Raw genomic sequence first — 17324 nt, forward strand, 5'->3', positions numbered from 1 at the left:
AGTGTGCTAACGCCAGGAATCGCATGCGTTTCCTGGCGTTGGTTTCTGCCTTGGCGAGGGCCAAGAAATCGATTGGATCGGACATACTGAGTACAGTGAAACCAGAATAGAGCAATTAGATCACATCTTTAATCTGATTGGTATTAAACATAGCTAGCCCAACAGTAAATATCACGAGTCAACCGAGGCAGTACTTTATGGTTAATAAAAAGAGCCTTGCGATAAATCGCAAGGCTCTTCAGGAAAGAGGTCGGAGTCGGCCTGTAAGCCGGGTTCTGTACCGGGTTGCCCCGGGTAGCAATCATTCCTCTAGGCCAGCAATCGCTCGCTGGCTCAAGCAACCTACCCGCCCCCAACGCGGGCCGCGCCAATAGGGGCCTATTTGGTCTTGCTTCGGGTGGAGTTTACCGTGCCACGAACTGTTGCCAGTCGCGCGGTGCGCTCTTACCGCACCCTTTCACCCTTACCTGATCCCTTGCGGGCCATCGGCGGTCTGCTCTCTGTTGCACTGGTCGTAGGCTCGCGCCCCCCAGGCGTTACCTGGCACCCTGCCCTGTGAAGCCCGGACTTTCCTCCCCTCCGCCCGTCTGTCCCGAGGGACACAACGACGAAGCAGCGATTGCCCAGCCAACTCCGAGGCGCGGATTATAGCCTCGCGAGACGGACGGGGTAAACCGTCAATTCCGGTTTACGGCAATTAATAGTGCTCAAGACCGTATTTGTAGAGGGCGTTCTTCTTCACCCCGTGGATCTCGGCGGTGAGGGCTGCAGCCTTCTTGAGGGGCAGCTCGCCGACCAGCAGGCCCAGGGTGCGGATCGCCTCCGCAGGCAACTCGTCATCCACCTTGCTGGCACCGGCGACCACCAGCACGATCTCCCCGCGGCAACGGTTATCGTCCTCTCCGAGCCAGGCCAGCATCTCGGAGGCGGGCAGACCGTGGATGGACTCGAAGGTCTTGGTCAGCTCGCGGCACACCACCACCTGGCGCTCGCCAAGGATGCGAGCAATCGCTTCCACGGTATCCTGCACCCGGCGCGGCGATTCGTAGAACACCAGAGAGCGGGTGTCTTCGATGACGGCTTGCAGGCGATCATCCCGCCCCTTGGCCTTGGCCGGCAGGAAACCCTCGAAGGCGAAGCGGTCGGTGGGCAGCCCGGCGGCGGACAGCGCCGTGATGGCAGCGCAGGGACCGGGCAGCGGCACCACCTTGACCCCGGCTTCGCGACAACGGGTGACCAGGTGATAACCGGGGTCGCTGATGAGCGGCGTCCCCGCATCGGAGACCAGGGCCACGCTCTTGCCCTCCTTGATGCGGGCGATCAGCACATCCGCCTTTTGCTGCTCGTTGTGATCGTGCAGGGCAAAGGTCGATACCGAGATCTGGTAGTGGCTGAGCAGGATCCCGGTATGCCGGGTATCCTCGGCGGCCACCAGATCGACGCTGCGCAGCACGTCCAGTGCTCGCTGGGTGATGTCGGCCAGATTGCCGATCGGAGTGGGGACTATATACAGGGTTGGGATGTCACTCATGGGAGCTCCGAGTGTCCCGACAATTGTGTCGCCATATTGGCCCGTTTACACTATGGAGAATTTCAACACTGGTCGGGGAATGAACTTGAACCGGGTTATAAAGCAGCTAAGTGTATCACGACTCTTCGGCATCCTACTCGCGGCAGTCCTGCTCGCCGCCTGTGCGTCGGAGCCCAATCAATCTTCCGGACAACCCGGCATGCCGTCAGCCTTCTCGGATCTGACCAAGAATGCCCAGTGGTATCTGGAGCAGGTGGATCCCGCCAAACCGGCAGAGGCCTTCGTGTGGCAGATGATGGCGGCGCGCAGCTATCTGGCGCTCGGCCAGGCCAAACCGGCTGCCGCCCTGTATCAGCAGTTGCAGAAGCAGGCGAAGAGCCCGGAGCAGCAGGCGCAGTTGCAACTGCTGCAGGCACACCTGCTGCTCGCCCAGGGCAACGCCAACCAGGCGCTGATCCTGCTGGAAGGCAAGCCGGATGTGGTGCTGGATGCCGATACCCAGAAGGACTGGTACCGCCAGCGTGTGGTGCTGCAGCTCGACATCAACAACAAGTTTGGTGCGGCCAAGTCGCTGATCCTGCTGGAACCTTATCTGGCCAAGAATGAGCTGGCCACCAATCACCAGCAGATCTGGTCACTGCTGAAAAGCATGACCCCCTCCACCCTGCAGGCGCTCGAAGAGGAGCCAGCTCCCGATGTGACCACCGGCTGGCTGCGTCTTGCGGCGCTGGTGAACGAATTCGGGGCACAGCCGAGCCAGCTGGCCCGCCAGCTTGCCGGCTGGAAGCAGAGCTTCCCTAACCACCCTGCCCAGAGCGACATGCCTGCCGGCCTTGGGGATCTCGCTATCACGGACAACGGTTCGCTGCAGCAGATCGCCGTCTTCCTGCCGCTCTCCGGCAACCTGGAAGCCCAGGGCGCCGCCATCCGCAACGGCATGTTGATGTCCTACAAGGAAAATCAGAGCCAGTTCACCCTGAACTTCTATGATACCCAGGGCAAGGCGATGGGGGACCTCTACAAGCAGGCCATCCAGGAAGGGGCCAACATGATCATCGGCCCCCTGCTCAAGGATCAGGTGGAGGAGCTGCTCAAGTCGAATCCGACCGTGCCGGTGCTGGCGCTCAACGAGCTGGACAAGCCGATCGTCAACGACAACACCTTCTATTTCTCACTCTCCGCCGCTGCCGATGCGAGCCAGGCGGCCCAGTACCTCTATGGTCAGGGCTACCGCAAGCCGCTGCTGATCGCGGCACAAGGCCGGATTGGCTACAGCAGTATCAAGGCGTTTGAGCAGGCCTGGGCCGGCGTCAGCCAGGAGAAGCCCGTGGTTGCCACCTTCGGGGCGCGCAACGAAGTGCAGGGCATGGTCAAGAACGCTCTGAGCGGCCGTTCCACGGCACGAGCCGGGGAGATTGTCCAGCTGTCCGATGCCGCGCCGCGCAGCATCGACGCCGTCTATGTGGTGGCCAACAGCCTGGAGACCCGGATGATCAAGCCCTATGTGGACATCTCGGTCAATCCCATGGGCAGCCTGCCCATCTACAGCAGCTCGCGGGGATACGACGGCGGGACGACCGAGGTGGCATCCGAGCTTAACGGCATGCATATCTCCGACATGCCACTGCTGCTGGGTGGCTTCGAGACGCAGCGTGAACAGATTGCCCTGCTCTGGCCCCAGACCCAGGGCGACCTGCTGCGCCTGTTCGCCCTCGGTTACGATGCCGTCAGCCTGGCAGGCAACCTGCCGCAAATGCGCAAGGTCAATGCCATGCAGCAACCCGGCATGAGCGGCCAGCTGAGCGTGGATCCCCAGGGCAACATAGTGCGCATGCTGGACTGGGCCACCTACCAGAATGGCAAGCTGGTCAGCGACAGCGCCGCCCCCCAGCTGGAGGATGCGACTCATGAAGAGGCTACTGACACAACTTCACCAGCAGTGGTTGAACCTGTTGCCGTCGGCAGCGACGAGCAAGGGACAACACTTTGAGCAAATAGCGGAACGCTGGTTGCAGGCCCGCGGCCTGCAACCCGTGACCCGCAACTACCGCTGCCGTGGCGGCGAGATCGATCTCATCATGCGCCAGGGGGAGACCCTGGTGTTCGTTGAAGTGAGATATCGCGCCAACGCCACCCATGGCGGTGCAGCCAGCTCGGTCACCCGGCGCAAGCAGCACAAGATCGTGCTGGCCGCGCGCCACTATTTCAAGCAACATGCCATCAATGAGGCCAACCAGGCCTGTCGATTCGATGTGATCGCGTTCGAGGGCGACCAGCCGGACTGGATCCAGAACGCGTTTTAAGAGGACCCCATGACTGATCCCATCAAAGAGAATTACACCGAGAGTATCCAGACCAAGATAGCTGCCGCCGAAGCACTGCCGGATGCCATCCATACGGCAGCCCAGATGCTGACCATCTGCCTGCTCAATGGCCACAAGGTGATGGCATGTGGCAATGGTCCTTCCTCGGCATTGGCACAGCTGTTCATTTCCGAACTGGTGAACTGCTATGAAACTCCTCGCCCCTCCCTGCCCGGTCTCGCCCTGACGCCCGACATGGCGACCATCAGCGCCATCGCCACGGATCACGGTTTCGAAGAGGTCTATGCCAAACAGATACGTGCTCTGGGACAACCAGGCGACATCCTGGTGGTCATCACCACGACAGGCAACAGCCGCAGCCTCATCAAGGCTGCGGAGGCCGCCCTCTCCCGCGACATGACCATCATTGTTCTCGGTGGCGGAGACGGGGGAGAGATCGCCGGTCTGCTGGGCCCCAATGACGTGGAGATCCGCGTTCCTTCCGCTCGCCGTCCTCGTATTCTGGAAGTGAACCTGTTGACCCTGCACTGTCTCTGTGATCTCATCGACCAGACACTTTTCCCGCAACAGGAAGACTGAAACCATGAAGAAGCCTATTCTCGCTCTTGCCCTGCTGACTGGCGTCCTGCTGCTGCAAGGCTGTGCTGCCGTGGTGGTCGGTGGCGCGGCTGGCACCGCCAAAGCGAGCGGCGATCGCCGCACCCTGGGTGCCCAGTGGGACGATCAGACCATAGAGCTGAAAGCCGCCAACCTGTTAGCCGACAACAAGCCCCTGAGCGCCGCCAGCAAGATCAGTGTCTACAGCAACAACGGCCGTGTGCTGCTGGTGGGTCAGACACCTTCTGACGCTTACAAACAGGAAGCGGGTAGAATCGTGAGCCGGGTTGAAGGGGTTCGCCATGTCTACAACGAACTGCGCCTTGGCAAACCAGTCAGTATCGGCGTGCGCAGCAATGACACCTGGATCACCTCCAAGGTGCGGGCCGACATGCTGGGCACCAAGAACTTCGACAGCGCCAAGGTGAAGGTTGTCACCGAGAATGGCGAGGTATTCCTCATTGGGCTGGTCACCCGCCAGGAAGGGGATCAGGCCGTGGAAATCGCCCGCCACGTCAGCGGCGTTAAACAGGTGATCAAAGCCTTCGAGTTTGCCCAGAATTGACCATCTGGCAGGAAAAAAAACGCAGCCTTCAGGCTGCGTTTTTTATTTGATGACTTTCAGGGTCGGGCGACCGCTCGGGCGCGGTGGTTCCGGCTCGGGGTCAACCGACGTTGGTGTCTGTGCCTGTTCCAGCCAGAGGTCATACCCGGGCTCCGGCGGGAACAGGGTCCCCACTCCATTCTCCCTGGCATGGATGGCCAGTACGGCCGCCATGGGGATATAGACCTGCTGCGATACGCCACCGAAACGGGCGCTGAAGCTGACAGCGTCATTGTCCATGTGGAACTGGCCCACGGCCCGGGGGGCTATGTTCAGAACAATCTGGCCATCCTGCACGAACTGCATCGGTACCATCACATGGGGAATATTGGCATTGACCACCAGATGGGGAGTCAGATCGTTATCCAGCAACCAGTCAAAAAACGCCCGCAGCAGATACGGGCGACTGGGTGTCATTGTCGGTTCCATGCTCATACGCCGGCACGGATCTCGCGCTCGGCCTCGGTCAGGGAAGCCTGGAAGGATTCACGCTCGAACAGGCGAACCATGTAAGCCTTCAGCTCTTTGGCGCCACGGCCGGTGAAATCGATGCCCAGGCTCGGCAGACGCCACAGCAACGGCGCCATGTAGCAGTCGACCAGACCGAACTCTTCGCTCATGAAATAGGGCATCTCGCCGAAGATGGGGGCGATGGCCAGCAGGTTGTCACGCAGCTCGGCACGGGCGGCTTCGGTATCGGTGCCCGCCATGATCTTGTCGGCCAGAGAGTACCAGTCCAGCTCGATGCGGTGCATCATCAAACGGCTGTTGCCGCGCGCGACCGGATAAACCGGCATCAGGGGCGGATGCGGGAAACGCTCGTCCAGATACTCCATGATGATGCGCGAGGTGTACAACGCCAGCTCGCGATCCACCAGAGTCGGTACAGTGTTGTACGGGTTCAGCTCGGCCAGCTCATCCGGCAGGTTGGCAGGATCAACCTGGCAGATATCCACGCTAACACCCTTCTCCGCCAGGACAATACGCACCTGATGGCTGAACATATCGTTGGCACCGGAAAACAGCGTCATTACCGAACGCTTATTGGCAGCTACAGCCATTGAACCCTCCCGTCATTAAAAAGCAGAAACGGCAATGAAGCATGTCTGTCTTCATTGCCGTGCGTCATATTACTCCGATCTGGTCGCTTAGTGAACGTCGCGCCAGAATTCCTTCTTCAACAGCACAGTGAAGATGAAGAAGATAGCGATGAATCCGAGTACCCAGAAGCCCATACGTTCGCGCTCCTGCTGCACCGGCTCAGCCGAGTAGACCAAGAAGTTTACCAGATCCAGTACCGTCTGATCATATTCTTCGTTGTTCATTTCACCGTTGCCGTCAGATTTGATGCTGACGACTTGCTGCATCTCCACGCCATCCAGGGTGTGCGTCTTGAACTCGGCGCGGGGCGTCCCCTGCAACGGCTCCAGCACATGGGGCATACCCACGGACGGGAAGACGGCGTTGTTCACCCCGAATGGACGGGTCTCGTCCACGTAGAAGGAACGCAGATAGGTGTAGATCCAGTCTGCACCACGCACCCGGGCAACCAGAGTCAGGTCGGGGGGCGGCGCGCCGAACCAGCGCGCAGCATCCTTCTCGGACATGGCGCTCTTCATCAGATCGCCGATCTTGGCGCCGGTGAAGACCAGGTTCTCCTTCATCAGATCGTCCGGAATACCGATGTCGGCCGCCACCCGGTTATAACGCTGGTACTGGGTGGAGTGACAGCCGGCACAGTAGTTCATGAAGGTGCCGGCCCCCCGTTGCAGGGATGCCTTGTCACTCAAATCGTACTCCGCCTTGTCGAGAGGGAAGCCACCGCCAGAGGCCAACACCAGACCAGGCAGCAGGGCCAGCACTGCAAAAATTATTCTTTTCATTTGAATGTCACCCTCTCCGGCAGCGGCTTGGTGTTCTCATTCTTGCTGTAGAAGAACAACAGGACGAAGAATCCGAAATAACCCAGAGTACAGAGTTGTGCAATCAGCGTCAGGGTCGGGGTTGATGGCAGCACGCCCAGCACCCCCAGGATAATGAAGCAGACCACGAACTGGGCGATGTTCAGCTTGTGCAGGGTGCTGCGGTAACGCACCGAGCGCACCTTGCAGCGATCCAGCCAGGGCAACAGGAACAGCACCACGATGGAGAGGCCCATCATGATGACCCCCAGCAGCTTGTCCGGCACCGCACGCAGGATGGCGTAGAAGGGGGTGAAGTACCAGACCGGAGCGATATGCGCCGGTGTCTTCAGGCCGTTGGCCACCTCAAAGTTCGGTTTCTCGAGGAAATAGCCCCACATGTCCGGCTTGAAGAAGATGATGGCACAGAAGAAGAACAGGAAACCGGCTACCCCGATCATGTCCTTCACGGTGAAATAGGGGTGGAACGCGACCGCATCCAGTGGCCAGCCGTTCTCGTCCTTGTGCTTCTTGATGTCGATACCATCGGGGTTGTTGGAGCCCACCTCGTGCAGCGCCAGGATATGCATGGCCACCAGCATCACCAGCACCAGCGGCAGAGCGATGACGTGCAGGGCAAAGAAGCGGTTCAGGGTTGCACCCGAGATGACATAGTCCCCCCGGATCCACAGGGTCAGATCGTCACCGATAACGGGGATGGCACCGAACAGCGAGATGATGACTTGGGCCCCCCAGAACGACATCTGCCCCCAGGGCAGCAGGTAACCCATGAAGGCCTCGGCCATCAGTACCAGGAAGATCAGCATGCCGAAGATCCACAGCAGTTCCCGTGGCTTCTGGTAAGAGCCGTAGATCATGCCGCGGAACATGTGCAGGTAGACCACGATGAAGAAGGCGGATGCCCCGGTTGAGTGCATGTAACGCAGCAGCCAGCCGTAATCCACATCCCGCATGATGTATTCCACGGAAGCGAAGGCACCTTCCGCCGAGGGGTTGTAGTTCATGGTCAGCCAGATGCCGGTGATGATCTGGTTGACCAGCACCAACATGGCAAGCGAGCCGAAGAAGTACCAGAAGTTCAGGTTCTTGGGCGCCGGATACTTGGCCATATGGTCGTTGTACATGGCCGTGAGCGGGAAACGATCATCGATCCAGCCCATGAGTTTGGCAAACATGGTCAGGCCTCCTTGCCATCGGCACCGACCAGAATGGTGGTGTCGCTAAGAAATTGGTATGGCGGAATGACCAGGTTCAGCGGTGCGGGGACGCCCTGGAACACTCGACCAGCCATGTCGAATTTGGAGCCATGGCAGGGGCAGAAGAAGCCGGAAGTTACCCCTTGAACCTGCTCGCCGAAGCTGTCGGGCAGATAGGAAGGGGAGCATCCCAGATGAGTGCAGATGCCAACGGCCACGAAGATTTCCGGTTTGATGGATCTGTAGCCATTGTGGGCATAGTCCGGTTGCTGTGGCTCGTCTGACGCAGGATCCCGCAGCTTGTCATCGTGTGCAGCCAGAGCATCCAGCGTCTGCTTGGTACGCTTCACCACCCAGACCGGTTTACCACGCCACTCGACGCGGATTAGCTGACCCGGCTCCAGCTTGCTGATATCCACTTCAACCGGGGCGCCTGCCGCCTTGGCTTTGGCACTCGGATTCCATGACTTAATAAACGGCACTGCGGTAAAAGCAGCTCCTACACCGCCAACGGCAACCGTTGACCAGGTAAGAAATCTGCGGCGACCGGTATCAACTGGCGCATTGCTCATCCAAAAACTCTCCCATGTGGACTCCGCTCATTCTTATAGTGTCCCTGTTTACTTCTCCTCTCCCTCTGACAACTGCGATGGAAGCGGAGTGGCAATTGACACAGAAAGACCATGGAAATTTTAAAGAAAAGATAACAATTTGACAAGAAAGGGAGTCGATGGGCAAAAACAATAAATACACAATTTTTTTGTCTTTTGTGACGTATGCTTAGCATTGTCACATGTAACATTACCAATAAAAAAAGCCTGGCAAATTGCCAGGCTTTTTTGACACTCCTGAGAGTGCGTACCAAAAGCGAATTAACGCTTGGAGTACTGCGGACGCTTACGCGCTTTGTGCAGACCGACTTTCTTACGCTCAACCTTACGGGCATCACGAGTAACAAAGCCAGCTTTACGCAGTTCGGAACGCAGGGTCTCGTCGTACTGCATCAGAGCACGAGTGATACCGTGGCGGATCGCACCAGCTTGACCGGAGATGCCACCACCGTTAACGGTGATGTACAGATCCAGTTTCTCGGTCATCTCGACCAGTTCCAGCGGCTGACGAACTACCATGCGGGCAGTCGGACGGCCGAAGTATTGCTCCAGGGAGCGCTGGTTGATTACGATTTTACCGCTACCCGCTTTGATGAATACGCGAGCAGTGGAGCTTTTGCGACGGCCGGTACCGTAGTATTGATTTTCTGCCATGTTGCCAGTTCCCGTTAGATATCCAGTACTTGAGGTTGCTGAGCAGCATGAGCGTGCTCTGCGCCTGCGTAAACTTTCAGCTTACGGAACATGGCACGGCCCAGCGGACCCTTCGGCAGCATGCCCTTGACGGCAGCTTCGATTACCATTTCCGGCTTACGCTGAATCAGCTTGTCGAAGCTGATGGACTTGATACCACCCGGGAAACCGGAGTGAGCGTGGTACATTTTGTCGGTAAATTTCTTACCGGTTACGTGTACCTTCTCAGCGTTTACAACGATGATGTAGTCACCGGTGTCAACGTGCGGAGTGTACTCTGCTTTGTGCTTACCACGCAGACGAGCAGCGATCTCGGTTGCGATACGACCCAGAGTTTTACCTTCTGCGTCCACAATGTACCAGTCACGTTTTACGGTTTCTGGCTTGGCAACGAAAGTTTTCATTAAGTTAAACCCAATTACCTGTTACAGACCCAATTGCTTATGGGGGCTCTCCCACAAACAACAAACGATGGCCTACCTGTACCCCTTCGAATACAAGTAAAGCTTAAAGTGTTGCTGTCTTATCGACAGCTGTAACGTGGGCCGGGCGATTATAAGTGAAGTTGCCTTAAATATCACCTGCTAATTTCACTGCCATGAAGCTAGCAAATGTCGCCCGGCCCTACCTGCCGCAGATGCCCATCCGACTGGCAGGCGCGGTATTGTGACTAAGGAAGGTGCACTCTGGCAAGGTATTCGTGCGATTGCATCTCCTGAAGCCTTGAAAGGCAACGCTTGAATTCGAAATTCAGCAGGCCTTCGCCATAGAGCCCGGTCATGGGGACCGCCGCCGATATGATGAGCTTGACGTGCCGCTCATAAAACTCGTCCACCATGGCGATGAAGCGGCGGGCCGCGTCATCCGTGCCGCTGCCCATGGGTTGCACATTGGCCAGCAGGACGGTGTGGAACTCACGGGCCAGTTCGATGTAGTCGCCCTGGGAGCGTGGAGTACAGCACAGCTGTTCAAACTCCATATAAAGCACCCCTTCCCCCACGCCCAGTGCACTCAGTTGGCGATGGTTGACTTCCAGTGCGGCGGCAGTCACCGCCCCAGTCCCGGTCAACTGGCTGAAATAACGATCCAGGTTGCTCCTGGCCTGCTCATCCAGCGGGAAGTGATAGATCTCTGCCTGTTCCAGGGTTCGCAGCCGGTAATCGACACCGCCATCGACATTGATCACCTCGCAGTGACGCTCGATAAGCGCGATGGCAGGCAGGAAGCGAGCACGCTGCAACCCGTTGCGGTAGAGATCCTGAGGGGGGATGTTGGATGTGGCCACCAGCACTACGCCATGGCCAAAGAGTTCCTGGAACAGAGTGCCGAGCAGCATGGCATCCGTGATATCCGAGACGAAAAACTCGTCGAAACAGATGACGTCGGTCTCGTCGGTCAGCTTGCGGGCGATCAGCTTGAGCGGATCGGACTGACCGGTCAGCCCTCTGAGCTCGTCGTGCACACGGTGCATGAAACGGTGGAAGTGGATGCGCAGTTTGCGCTCCCCCGGCAGGCTCTCAAAAAAAGTATCCATCAGCCAGGTCTTGCCTCTGCCCACACCGCCCCACATATATAACCCCTGGACGGGGTCACGGGTTTTCGGCTTTTGCAGCCAACCCAGCAGGCCACGGGATCTGGTCGGAGTCGGGCTTGCGCACAGATCCTGATAGAGTCGCTCCAGGCGGGTGACTGCCATGGCCTGGGCCGGATCGGCCACAAAGCCGGGGCGCTGCAAATCCTGCTGATATTTTTGCTGCGGGGTCATCCTGTAAACCGCCTCCAAGTCCCTGAATGAGGGACAAAATGGTATCACGCTCTCGGGGGGCACGGTATAGTGCCAACGAGGCGTTGCGGTCCATCCGACCGCTTCAAATTCATCGTGTTAGCTGTAACAAGGAGCTTCTATGACTCTGTTTAACGGGATCCTGCTGGCGATCGCCGCCCTGATCATCGGCGTGCTGATCGGCCGCTTCTCTGTCCGTAGCCGGGATGCCGGACGCCTGGAACAGGAGCTGAAAAAAGCCCACAAGGAGCTGGAAAGCTACCAGGGGCAGATCACCACCCACTTCGCCGACAGCGCAGCCCTGATGGAGCAACTGGCCGAACAGTACCAGACCCTTTATCGCCATATGGCGGAACAGAGCAAGTTCCTGGCCAAGGTACAGGAACCACTGTTCCGCGAACCCGAAGTGGAAGAAACAGGCGATGCCGCCAACAGCGAGGAGCCGGGCCTTCCTCCCCGCGATTACGCCGGTGCGTCCGGCCTGCTCAAGCAGCCGGGCTGATCGTCGGTTGAACTAATTACGCTTTATCGTGGTCAGACCTTGACGATTGCACTGCAACTTTTTCTGGGAGCTGTTTCTCATATGCGTAAATCTCTTTCTGTATTCAGTGTCTTAGCCCTCAGTGTCGGTATCGCCATGTCCTCAGCACCGGCGCAGGCCGCACTGCCCCTGATGGCGAACAACCAGGAGATGCCGAGCCTGGCCCCCGTCCTCGAGCAGGTGACCCCTGCCGTGGTCAACATCTCCGTCTCTGGCAAGAAGATCACCCGCCAGCGCCTGCCGGAACAATTCCGCTTCTTCTTCGGCCCCAACATGCCTGACGAGCAGGTGAGCGAGCAGCCCTTCCAGGCGCTTGGTTCCGGCGTCATCATCGATGCCAAGAAAGGCTACGTGATCACCAACGCCCACGTGGTCCACGAGGCGGACGAAATCAAGGTCAACCTGAAGGATGGCCGTGAGTATGCAGCCAAGAAAATAGGGGAAGACAAACAGTCGGATATCGCCCTGCTGCAAATCAAGGCCGAGGATCTGGTGCAGATCAAGTTCGCCGACTCCGACGAGCTGAGAGTCGGTGACTACGCGCTGGCCATCGGCAACCCGTTCGGCCTGGGCCAGACCGTCACCTCCGGCATTGTCAGCGCCCTGGGTCGCAGCGGCCTCAACATCGAAAATCTGGAGAACTTCATCCAGACCGATGCGGCCATCAACTCCGGCAACTCGGGCGGCGCCCTGCTCAACCTGCGCGGGGAGCTGATCGGCATCAACACCGCCATCCTGGGCCCCAACGGCGGCAACATCGGCATCGGCTTTGCCATCCCGTCCAACATGGTGCGCGATCTCTCCGAGCAGATCGTGAAATACGGCGAAGTGCGCCGTGGCCAGCTGGGGATTACCGGCACCGAGCTCACCAGCGAAATCGCCAAGACCTTCGGCTACAACAAGAAGGACGGTGCCTTCGTCAACCAGGTCATGCCTGACTCCGCTGCCGCCAAGGCAGGCATCAAGGCAGGCGACATCATCATCAGCATCGATGGCAAGCCCATCCGCTCCTTCGGCGAGCTGCGTGCCAAAATCGCCACCATGGGGGCCGACAAGCAGGTCTCGCTCGGCCTCATCCGTGACGGCAAGGAGCAGACCGTCAAGGTCACCCTGAAGAAAGCGGATGACAGCGAGATCCTGGCCAGCGCCCTGCATCCGGCACTGGAAGGGGCCAAGCTGAGCACCACCACAGACCCCGTGACCGGCGTGGCCGTCTCCGACATCGATCCCCGCTCACCGGCAGCCGCCTCCGGCCTGCAAAAGGGCGACATCATCATCGGGGTCAACCGCCAGCGCATCAACTCCATGGGAGAACTGACCAAGGTGTTGAAAAACAAGCCGGAAGTCCTGGCGCTGAACATCCAGCGCGGTGACTCCTCGCTCTATTTGGTGATCCGTTAAGCCCCTCACACCCGCGGCAACCGCCGCGGGTGATTTTTATCCATCGATAATGTTATTCTCTGCCCGCAGCCTGTACGGACGAGAAAGACATGAAAATCCCACCACTGATCAGCTACTTGGGCAAGTCCGTCGGCTTTGGCCTCGCCATGGCTGCGCTTTTGTTGCTGGTGTTCCCCAATTTTCGCGGCGGCGCTCCCCTGCCGGGCCTCATCACCAACGCCCGCGAGCTGAGCTTCTCCTACGCGGCCCATCGCGCCGGCCCTGCCGTCGTCAACATCTACACCCGCAGCTTCGCCGGCAATCGCGGTGAAAAAGCCGAACTCAGACCCCAGGGGCTGGGGTCCGGCGTCATCATGAACCAGCGCGGTCACGTGCTCACCAACTATCACGTCATCGCCGATGCGGACCAGATCATCGTCGCCCTGCAAGATGGCCGGGTGTTCAGTGCAGAGCTGGTCGGCACCGACAAGCTGACCGATCTGGCGGTGCTCTACATCGAATCGGACAACCTGCCGGTGATCCCGCAGGACCCGGATCGTCTGCCGGACGTGGGAGACGTGGTGCTCGCCATCGGCAACCCCTACAACGTCGGCCAGACCATCACCCAGGGCATCATCAGCGCCACCGGGCGTATTGGCCTCTCCAGCATGGGGCCGGACAGCAACGGCCGGCAGGATCTGCTGCAGACCGATGCCGCCATCAACGAGGGCAACTCCGGAGGCGCCCTGGTCAATGGCCGTGGCGATCTGGTAGGTATCAATACCGCCGCCTACCACCTCAACGGCAATCAGGAGAGCTATGGCATCAGTTTTGCCATCCCCTACAAGCTGGCCAAGCGCATCATGGACGAGCTGATCGCCAACGGCCGGGTCATCCGCGGCTACCTCGGCATCTCCAGCGTCGAGATCAATCCCATCGTCGCGCGCATGCTGAACCTGGGGGACTTGCAGGGGTTGGTGGTGGAGAGCCTGGATCCCAATGGCCCAGCCACCAAGGCCGGTCTCAAACGTGGGGATGTGCTGCTCAAGATCAACGGAGAGGCCATCACCGGCGTGCGTCCCGTCATGGACAAGATCGTCGAGAGCCGCCCCGGCACCAAGCTCACCATCTCGGTGATCCGCAACGGCAAGCCGCTGGACGTCGATGTCATCATCGAAGAGGACCTGCGCTACCAGAATCAGACCCTGCCGACCAGCAGTGCGGCACCCACCACCTGAGGGGCGGATCCTCGCGGGGCCCGACAGGGCCCTTTTTTGTGCCCGCTTTCCTCCGGCGCCCACCTGTGCGTGAGACAGCTCACACATTGCGCCAATGAGCAATCGGGCGAAGGCGCCGTCAAAACGCGCCATCGATCACACTCCCTTGCCGCCAGTTCGCTCCTTTCCTCTTCCTGAACGCCAAAAGGGCTTCTTTTGATGCCTTTCCCTCCGGATTTCCACTTCGAATCGGAAAAAACCTGCCTCCTCCCGCACTCTCCTCCGCTTTATGGTGATCCCATCCTTTCTGCCAGCCTGGAGAGCAGACCTTGAACACCGACACCCATGACGCCCCCCTGACCCCGGACAGCCCGGCACTGCTGCGCAAGACCGACCTGACCCTGGCCCGCATTCACAACCTGCTGGCGGATCAGGGCATACGCCCCAACGACGTGCAGCAGCAGATGCTGGCCTCCCACGTCAAGGCCATGGTGTGGCGCTCCTACAGCGGGGGATCCCTGCCGGAGGTCGACCTCAGCCTGTTCGAGGAGATCTCCCCCCTCTCCCTGCGCCTGGCAGAGCAGGTCGTTGCCTGGCTCGACCGCCTCGCCTACGAGGAGGCGCACCTCTTGTCCGTCCATTTTGAAGTGGCCAAAGAAAACGAACTCAGCTCAGTAAAAGGAGAAAGCTAAATGACTGCCATCAAACTCGTGATTGGAGATCGTCTCGGCAAGGGTCAGAAAGTGGGGGCAGGCGCAGAAGCCGCCGGCGCCACCGTGACCGTCATCCCCGGCATGGCCGCCGACATGAAGCTCGGTGATGTGATGAACAAGGAGCAGGCCGACCTTGGCATCTCCTTCTGCGGCAGCGGTGGCGCGGGCGCCATCACGGCCCAGACCAAGTACGGCTACAAGTGCCGCTACGGCATGCGATCCATCGAAGAGGGTGTCACCGCCATCAACGAGGGGTGCGTGGTACTGGGCTTCGGCTTCATGGACAAGGAAGAGCTGGGCCAGAAGCTGATCGAAGCCTTCGCCAAGAAACACGGGCGCACCTGATGAAAGAACACTTCACCACCCGGATCACGGTCAACGGCAAGGGGGCGACTCGCCAGCAGGCGTTCGCTGCCGCCCTCAGCCAGGTGCAACCCAGCCTGCTCAAGGAGAGCCCCAAGGTGATGCTGCGCATCGAACCCCTCGAGGTCGAGGTGCTCGAGGCCGAGGAGTCGGTACGGGTGGAGAAGTTCCTGTTCTTCTTCCTGCCACGCCAGCGCCACGAGTTCCGGGTCCGGCTGGCGATCACCGTCAAGGTCATCAGCCTGGATGTCGACAAAGTGGATTTCACCCGGGCCTGACCCCACAACCAAAAGGACAAGTTGGATGTTTCTAATCATTTTGATGAAGTCACTCATCATCGGCGGCCTGGTAGGCGTCGGGGTGGGAGCTGGCGCGGCGCGGATGTTCCACGCCCCGACCGTGCAGGGGATGGGCGCGTTCCGTACCCTGGGCGAGCTCAACTCCTGCGAAGGGGACCCCGCATCCCACTTCTCGTTCGGTCTGGGCTTCTTCTTCAACGCCTGGGCCTCCACGGTCGCGGCCGGCGCCTTCACTCAGGACGTGGATCACCGCATCCTGCCGAACTGGGGTGCTGCGGCCCTGATGATCAAGAACCGGGATCTCGCCACCACCCTCCATGATCCCAAAAAGATGGCCATCGCCTGCGGCATCATTGGTGCCATCGTGGTCGCCTTCCTCAACAGCACGGCCGCCGCCGTACCTGCCGCCCTGCAGGTGACCGCGGTCAAGGTGCTGGTGCCCTCCGCCAACCTGCTGGTCAACACCGTCATGCCGGTGATCTTCTGGCTGGCCGCCATCGAGGCAGGCAAGAAGTCCGGCTTCTGGGCCACCATCTTCGGCGGTCTGGCCCAGCTCATCATGGGCAACGCGGTACCAGGCCTGGTGCTTGGCATCCTGATCGGCAAGGGGGTGGAAGAGAGCGGCTGGAACCACGTCACCAAGGTGATGATGAGTGCCATCGTCCTGCTGTTCGTGCTGAGCGGCTTCTTCCGCGGCTTTGACATGAAACTCATTGAATCCTTCCACCTGGGCGTTCCCCTGTGGCTGGAAAACGTCCACAACCTCATGAGCGGAAAATAAGGAAGCACACCATGGATGAGAAACTGAGAAACAACTTCTGGTATGCCGACTGGTCCTTCCCCATCTTTGTCGGTCTGCTCTCTTCCGGCGTCTTCGCCGGTACCCACATGTTCTACCTCTACGGGGTCGGCGCCTTCAACGAGGTGGCCTTCGTTGCCATGCTCAAGGCCGGCATGGACACGGGGGCCTATGGTGCAGTCGCCGCCTTCGGTGCCAGCTTCCTGTTCGCCCGCATCATCGAGGGCTCCCTGGTGGGGATCCTCGACATCGGCGGCGCCATCCAGACCGGAGTCGGCCTCGGGGTGCCCGCCCTGCTACTGGGGGCCGGTATCATCTATCCGGTGGAAAACTTCACCGCTTCCCTGATCACCGGCATGGGGATTGGGATGGCCATCGGCTACGTGATCATCCTGGCGCGCAAGTTCACCATCAACCAAAGCAACTCCACCTACGGGGCGGACGTCATGATGGGGGCTGGCAACAGCTCCGGCCGCTTCCTCGGTCCCCTCATCATCCTCTCCGCCATGGGCGCCTCCATTCCCATCGGGATAGGCTCCCTGCTGGGTGCGCTGCTGTTCTACATCTGGGAAAAGCCCATCACGGGGGGCGCCATCCTGGGGGCCATGCTGTTCGGGACCTTCTTCCCCATCGCCCTGGCTTAATCCAAGGCCGTCTCTTGGGCGGCATTCAAGAACCTGTTTGCGCTCTGTCGCGAAAGGTCGTCAGCAAGGTGAAGAGCAGCGCAGGGGCCGGAGCGTATGGATAGACG

Annotated in this window: 21 protein-coding genes and 1 other RNA gene; 12 read left to right on the top strand and 10 right to left on the bottom strand. The window is 59.5% G+C overall.

From position 1 onward, the window contains the following. Positions 1-248: 248 nt before the first annotated feature. Together rnpB and rsmI are read right to left on the bottom strand one after the other, a co-directional pair. Positions 249-635: RNase P RNA component class A (gene rnpB / locus MUW49_RS07340), an RNA gene on the bottom strand. 62 nt (positions 636-697) lie between these two features. Beyond that, positions 698-1531, bottom strand: coding sequence for a 16S rRNA (cytidine(1402)-2'-O)-methyltransferase (gene rsmI, locus MUW49_RS07345; protein ID WP_103244152.1), 834 nt, complete (start codon positions 1529-1531; stop codon positions 698-700). Positions 1532-1730: 199 nt separating this feature from the next. Between rsmI and MUW49_RS07350 the strand changes: the two genes are divergently transcribed. The 4 genes from MUW49_RS07350 to dolP are packed head-to-tail and all read left to right on the top strand — an operon-like array spanning position 1731 to position 5017. After that, complete coding sequence (locus MUW49_RS07350) at positions 1731-3521, top strand: penicillin-binding protein activator (protein WP_223952598.1); 1791 nt, start codon at positions 1731-1733, stop codon at positions 3519-3521. Next, positions 3439-3834: a YraN family protein gene (locus MUW49_RS07355; protein WP_080770042.1), complete on the top strand. Its 396-nt coding sequence runs from the start codon at positions 3439-3441 to the stop codon at positions 3832-3834. The genes MUW49_RS07350 and MUW49_RS07355 overlap by 83 nt, the downstream gene beginning before the upstream one ends. 9 nt (positions 3835-3843) lie before the next feature. Then, the gene (locus MUW49_RS07360) at positions 3844-4434 is read left to right on the top strand and encodes an SIS domain-containing protein (RefSeq protein WP_010675848.1); all 591 of its coding nucleotides are present in this window, start codon (positions 3844-3846) and stop codon (positions 4432-4434) included. 4 nt (positions 4435-4438) lie between these two features. After that, a complete protein-coding gene (gene dolP / locus MUW49_RS07365; protein ID WP_109421763.1) occupies positions 4439-5017 on the top strand; it encodes a division/outer membrane stress-associated lipid-binding lipoprotein in 579 nt (192 codons plus the stop codon). Positions 5018-5059: 42 nt separating this feature from the next. On the opposite strand, the gene MUW49_RS07370 is transcribed toward dolP, so the two are convergent. The 8 genes from MUW49_RS07370 to zapE all read right to left on the bottom strand — a co-directional run bounded on the left by MUW49_RS07370 (position 5060) and on the right by zapE (position 11243). After that, entirely contained in the window at positions 5060-5491 is a 432-nt protein-coding gene (locus MUW49_RS07370) for a ClpXP protease specificity-enhancing factor (protein WP_029314842.1), read from the bottom strand. Further along, a complete protein-coding gene (gene sspA, locus MUW49_RS07375; protein ID WP_039040485.1) occupies positions 5488-6117 on the bottom strand; it encodes a stringent starvation protein SspA in 630 nt (209 codons plus the stop codon). The genes MUW49_RS07370 and sspA overlap by 4 nt, the downstream gene beginning before the upstream one ends. An 87-nt stretch (positions 6118-6204) precedes the next feature. Next, the gene (locus MUW49_RS07380; RefSeq protein ID WP_113978324.1) at positions 6205-6939 is read right to left on the bottom strand and encodes a cytochrome c1; all 735 of its coding nucleotides are present in this window, start codon (positions 6937-6939) and stop codon (positions 6205-6207) included. Continuing rightward, positions 6936-8153 (bottom strand): cytochrome bc complex cytochrome b subunit, encoded by a 1218-nt coding sequence (locus tag MUW49_RS07385; RefSeq protein ID WP_010675853.1) that lies wholly within the window; start codon positions 8151-8153, stop codon positions 6936-6938. The genes MUW49_RS07380 and MUW49_RS07385 overlap by 4 nt, the downstream gene beginning before the upstream one ends. 2 nt (positions 8154-8155) lie before the next feature. Further along, positions 8156-8746 carry a ubiquinol-cytochrome c reductase iron-sulfur subunit gene (petA, locus tag MUW49_RS07390; protein ID WP_010675854.1) on the bottom strand — a complete coding sequence of 197 codons (591 nt, stop codon included), beginning with the start codon at positions 8744-8746 and terminating at the stop codon, positions 8156-8158. 300 nt (positions 8747-9046) lie between these two features. After that, positions 9047-9439: a 30S ribosomal protein S9 gene (gene rpsI, locus MUW49_RS07395; protein WP_005336286.1), complete on the bottom strand. Its 393-nt coding sequence runs from the start codon at positions 9437-9439 to the stop codon at positions 9047-9049. 14 nt (positions 9440-9453) lie between these two features. Beyond that, entirely contained in the window at positions 9454-9882 is a 429-nt protein-coding gene (rplM, locus tag MUW49_RS07400; RefSeq protein WP_005336289.1) for a 50S ribosomal protein L13, read from the bottom strand. A gap of 266 nt (positions 9883-10148) precedes the next feature. Next, complete coding sequence (zapE, locus tag MUW49_RS07405; RefSeq protein WP_113978325.1) at positions 10149-11243, bottom strand: cell division protein ZapE; 1095 nt, start codon at positions 11241-11243, stop codon at positions 10149-10151. 139 nt (positions 11244-11382) lie between these two features. Here zapE and MUW49_RS07410 point away from each other — a divergent pair, with 139 nt between their 5' ends. The 8 genes from MUW49_RS07410 (at position 11383) to MUW49_RS07445 (ending at position 17217) form a co-directional block, all read left to right on the top strand. After that, positions 11383-11763 carry a YhcB family protein gene (locus MUW49_RS07410; RefSeq protein WP_010675856.1) on the top strand — a complete coding sequence of 127 codons (381 nt, stop codon included), beginning with the start codon at positions 11383-11385 and terminating at the stop codon, positions 11761-11763. 81 nt (positions 11764-11844) lie between these two features. Beyond that, positions 11845-13203: a Do family serine endopeptidase gene (locus tag MUW49_RS07415; protein WP_042015057.1), complete on the top strand. Its 1359-nt coding sequence runs from the start codon at positions 11845-11847 to the stop codon at positions 13201-13203. Between the two features lie 89 nt (positions 13204-13292). Then, positions 13293-14420, top strand: coding sequence for an outer membrane-stress sensor serine endopeptidase DegS (degS, locus tag MUW49_RS07420; RefSeq protein WP_161469869.1), 1128 nt, complete (start codon positions 13293-13295; stop codon positions 14418-14420). 308 nt (positions 14421-14728) lie between these two features. Then, on the top strand, positions 14729-15091 hold the full coding sequence (locus tag MUW49_RS07425; protein WP_102949038.1) for a transcriptional regulator: 363 nt from the start codon (positions 14729-14731) through the stop codon (positions 15089-15091). Continuing rightward, the gene (locus MUW49_RS07430; RefSeq protein WP_049637185.1) at positions 15092-15457 is read left to right on the top strand and encodes an SFCGS family glycine-rich protein; all 366 of its coding nucleotides are present in this window, start codon (positions 15092-15094) and stop codon (positions 15455-15457) included. It abuts the gene before it with no gap. Continuing rightward, positions 15457-15753, top strand: coding sequence for a DUF4312 family protein (locus tag MUW49_RS07435; RefSeq protein WP_049637184.1), 297 nt, complete (start codon positions 15457-15459; stop codon positions 15751-15753). Before MUW49_RS07430 ends, MUW49_RS07435 begins: the two co-directional genes overlap by 1 nt. Positions 15754-15778: 25 nt before the next feature. After that, positions 15779-16555 carry a DUF4311 domain-containing protein gene (locus tag MUW49_RS07440; RefSeq protein WP_201872168.1) on the top strand — a complete coding sequence of 259 codons (777 nt, stop codon included), beginning with the start codon at positions 15779-15781 and terminating at the stop codon, positions 16553-16555. An 11-nt stretch (positions 16556-16566) separates the two neighbouring features. Then, on the top strand, positions 16567-17217 hold the full coding sequence (locus tag MUW49_RS07445) for a DUF4310 family protein (protein WP_041214029.1): 651 nt from the start codon (positions 16567-16569) through the stop codon (positions 17215-17217). Positions 17218-17324 lie beyond the last annotated feature (107 nt).

The sequence above is a fragment of the Aeromonas sp. LsrichE-8G genome, assembly GCF_022869435.1.
In the GTDB taxonomy this organism is placed as follows: domain Bacteria; phylum Pseudomonadota; class Gammaproteobacteria; order Enterobacterales; family Aeromonadaceae; genus Aeromonas; species Aeromonas caviae.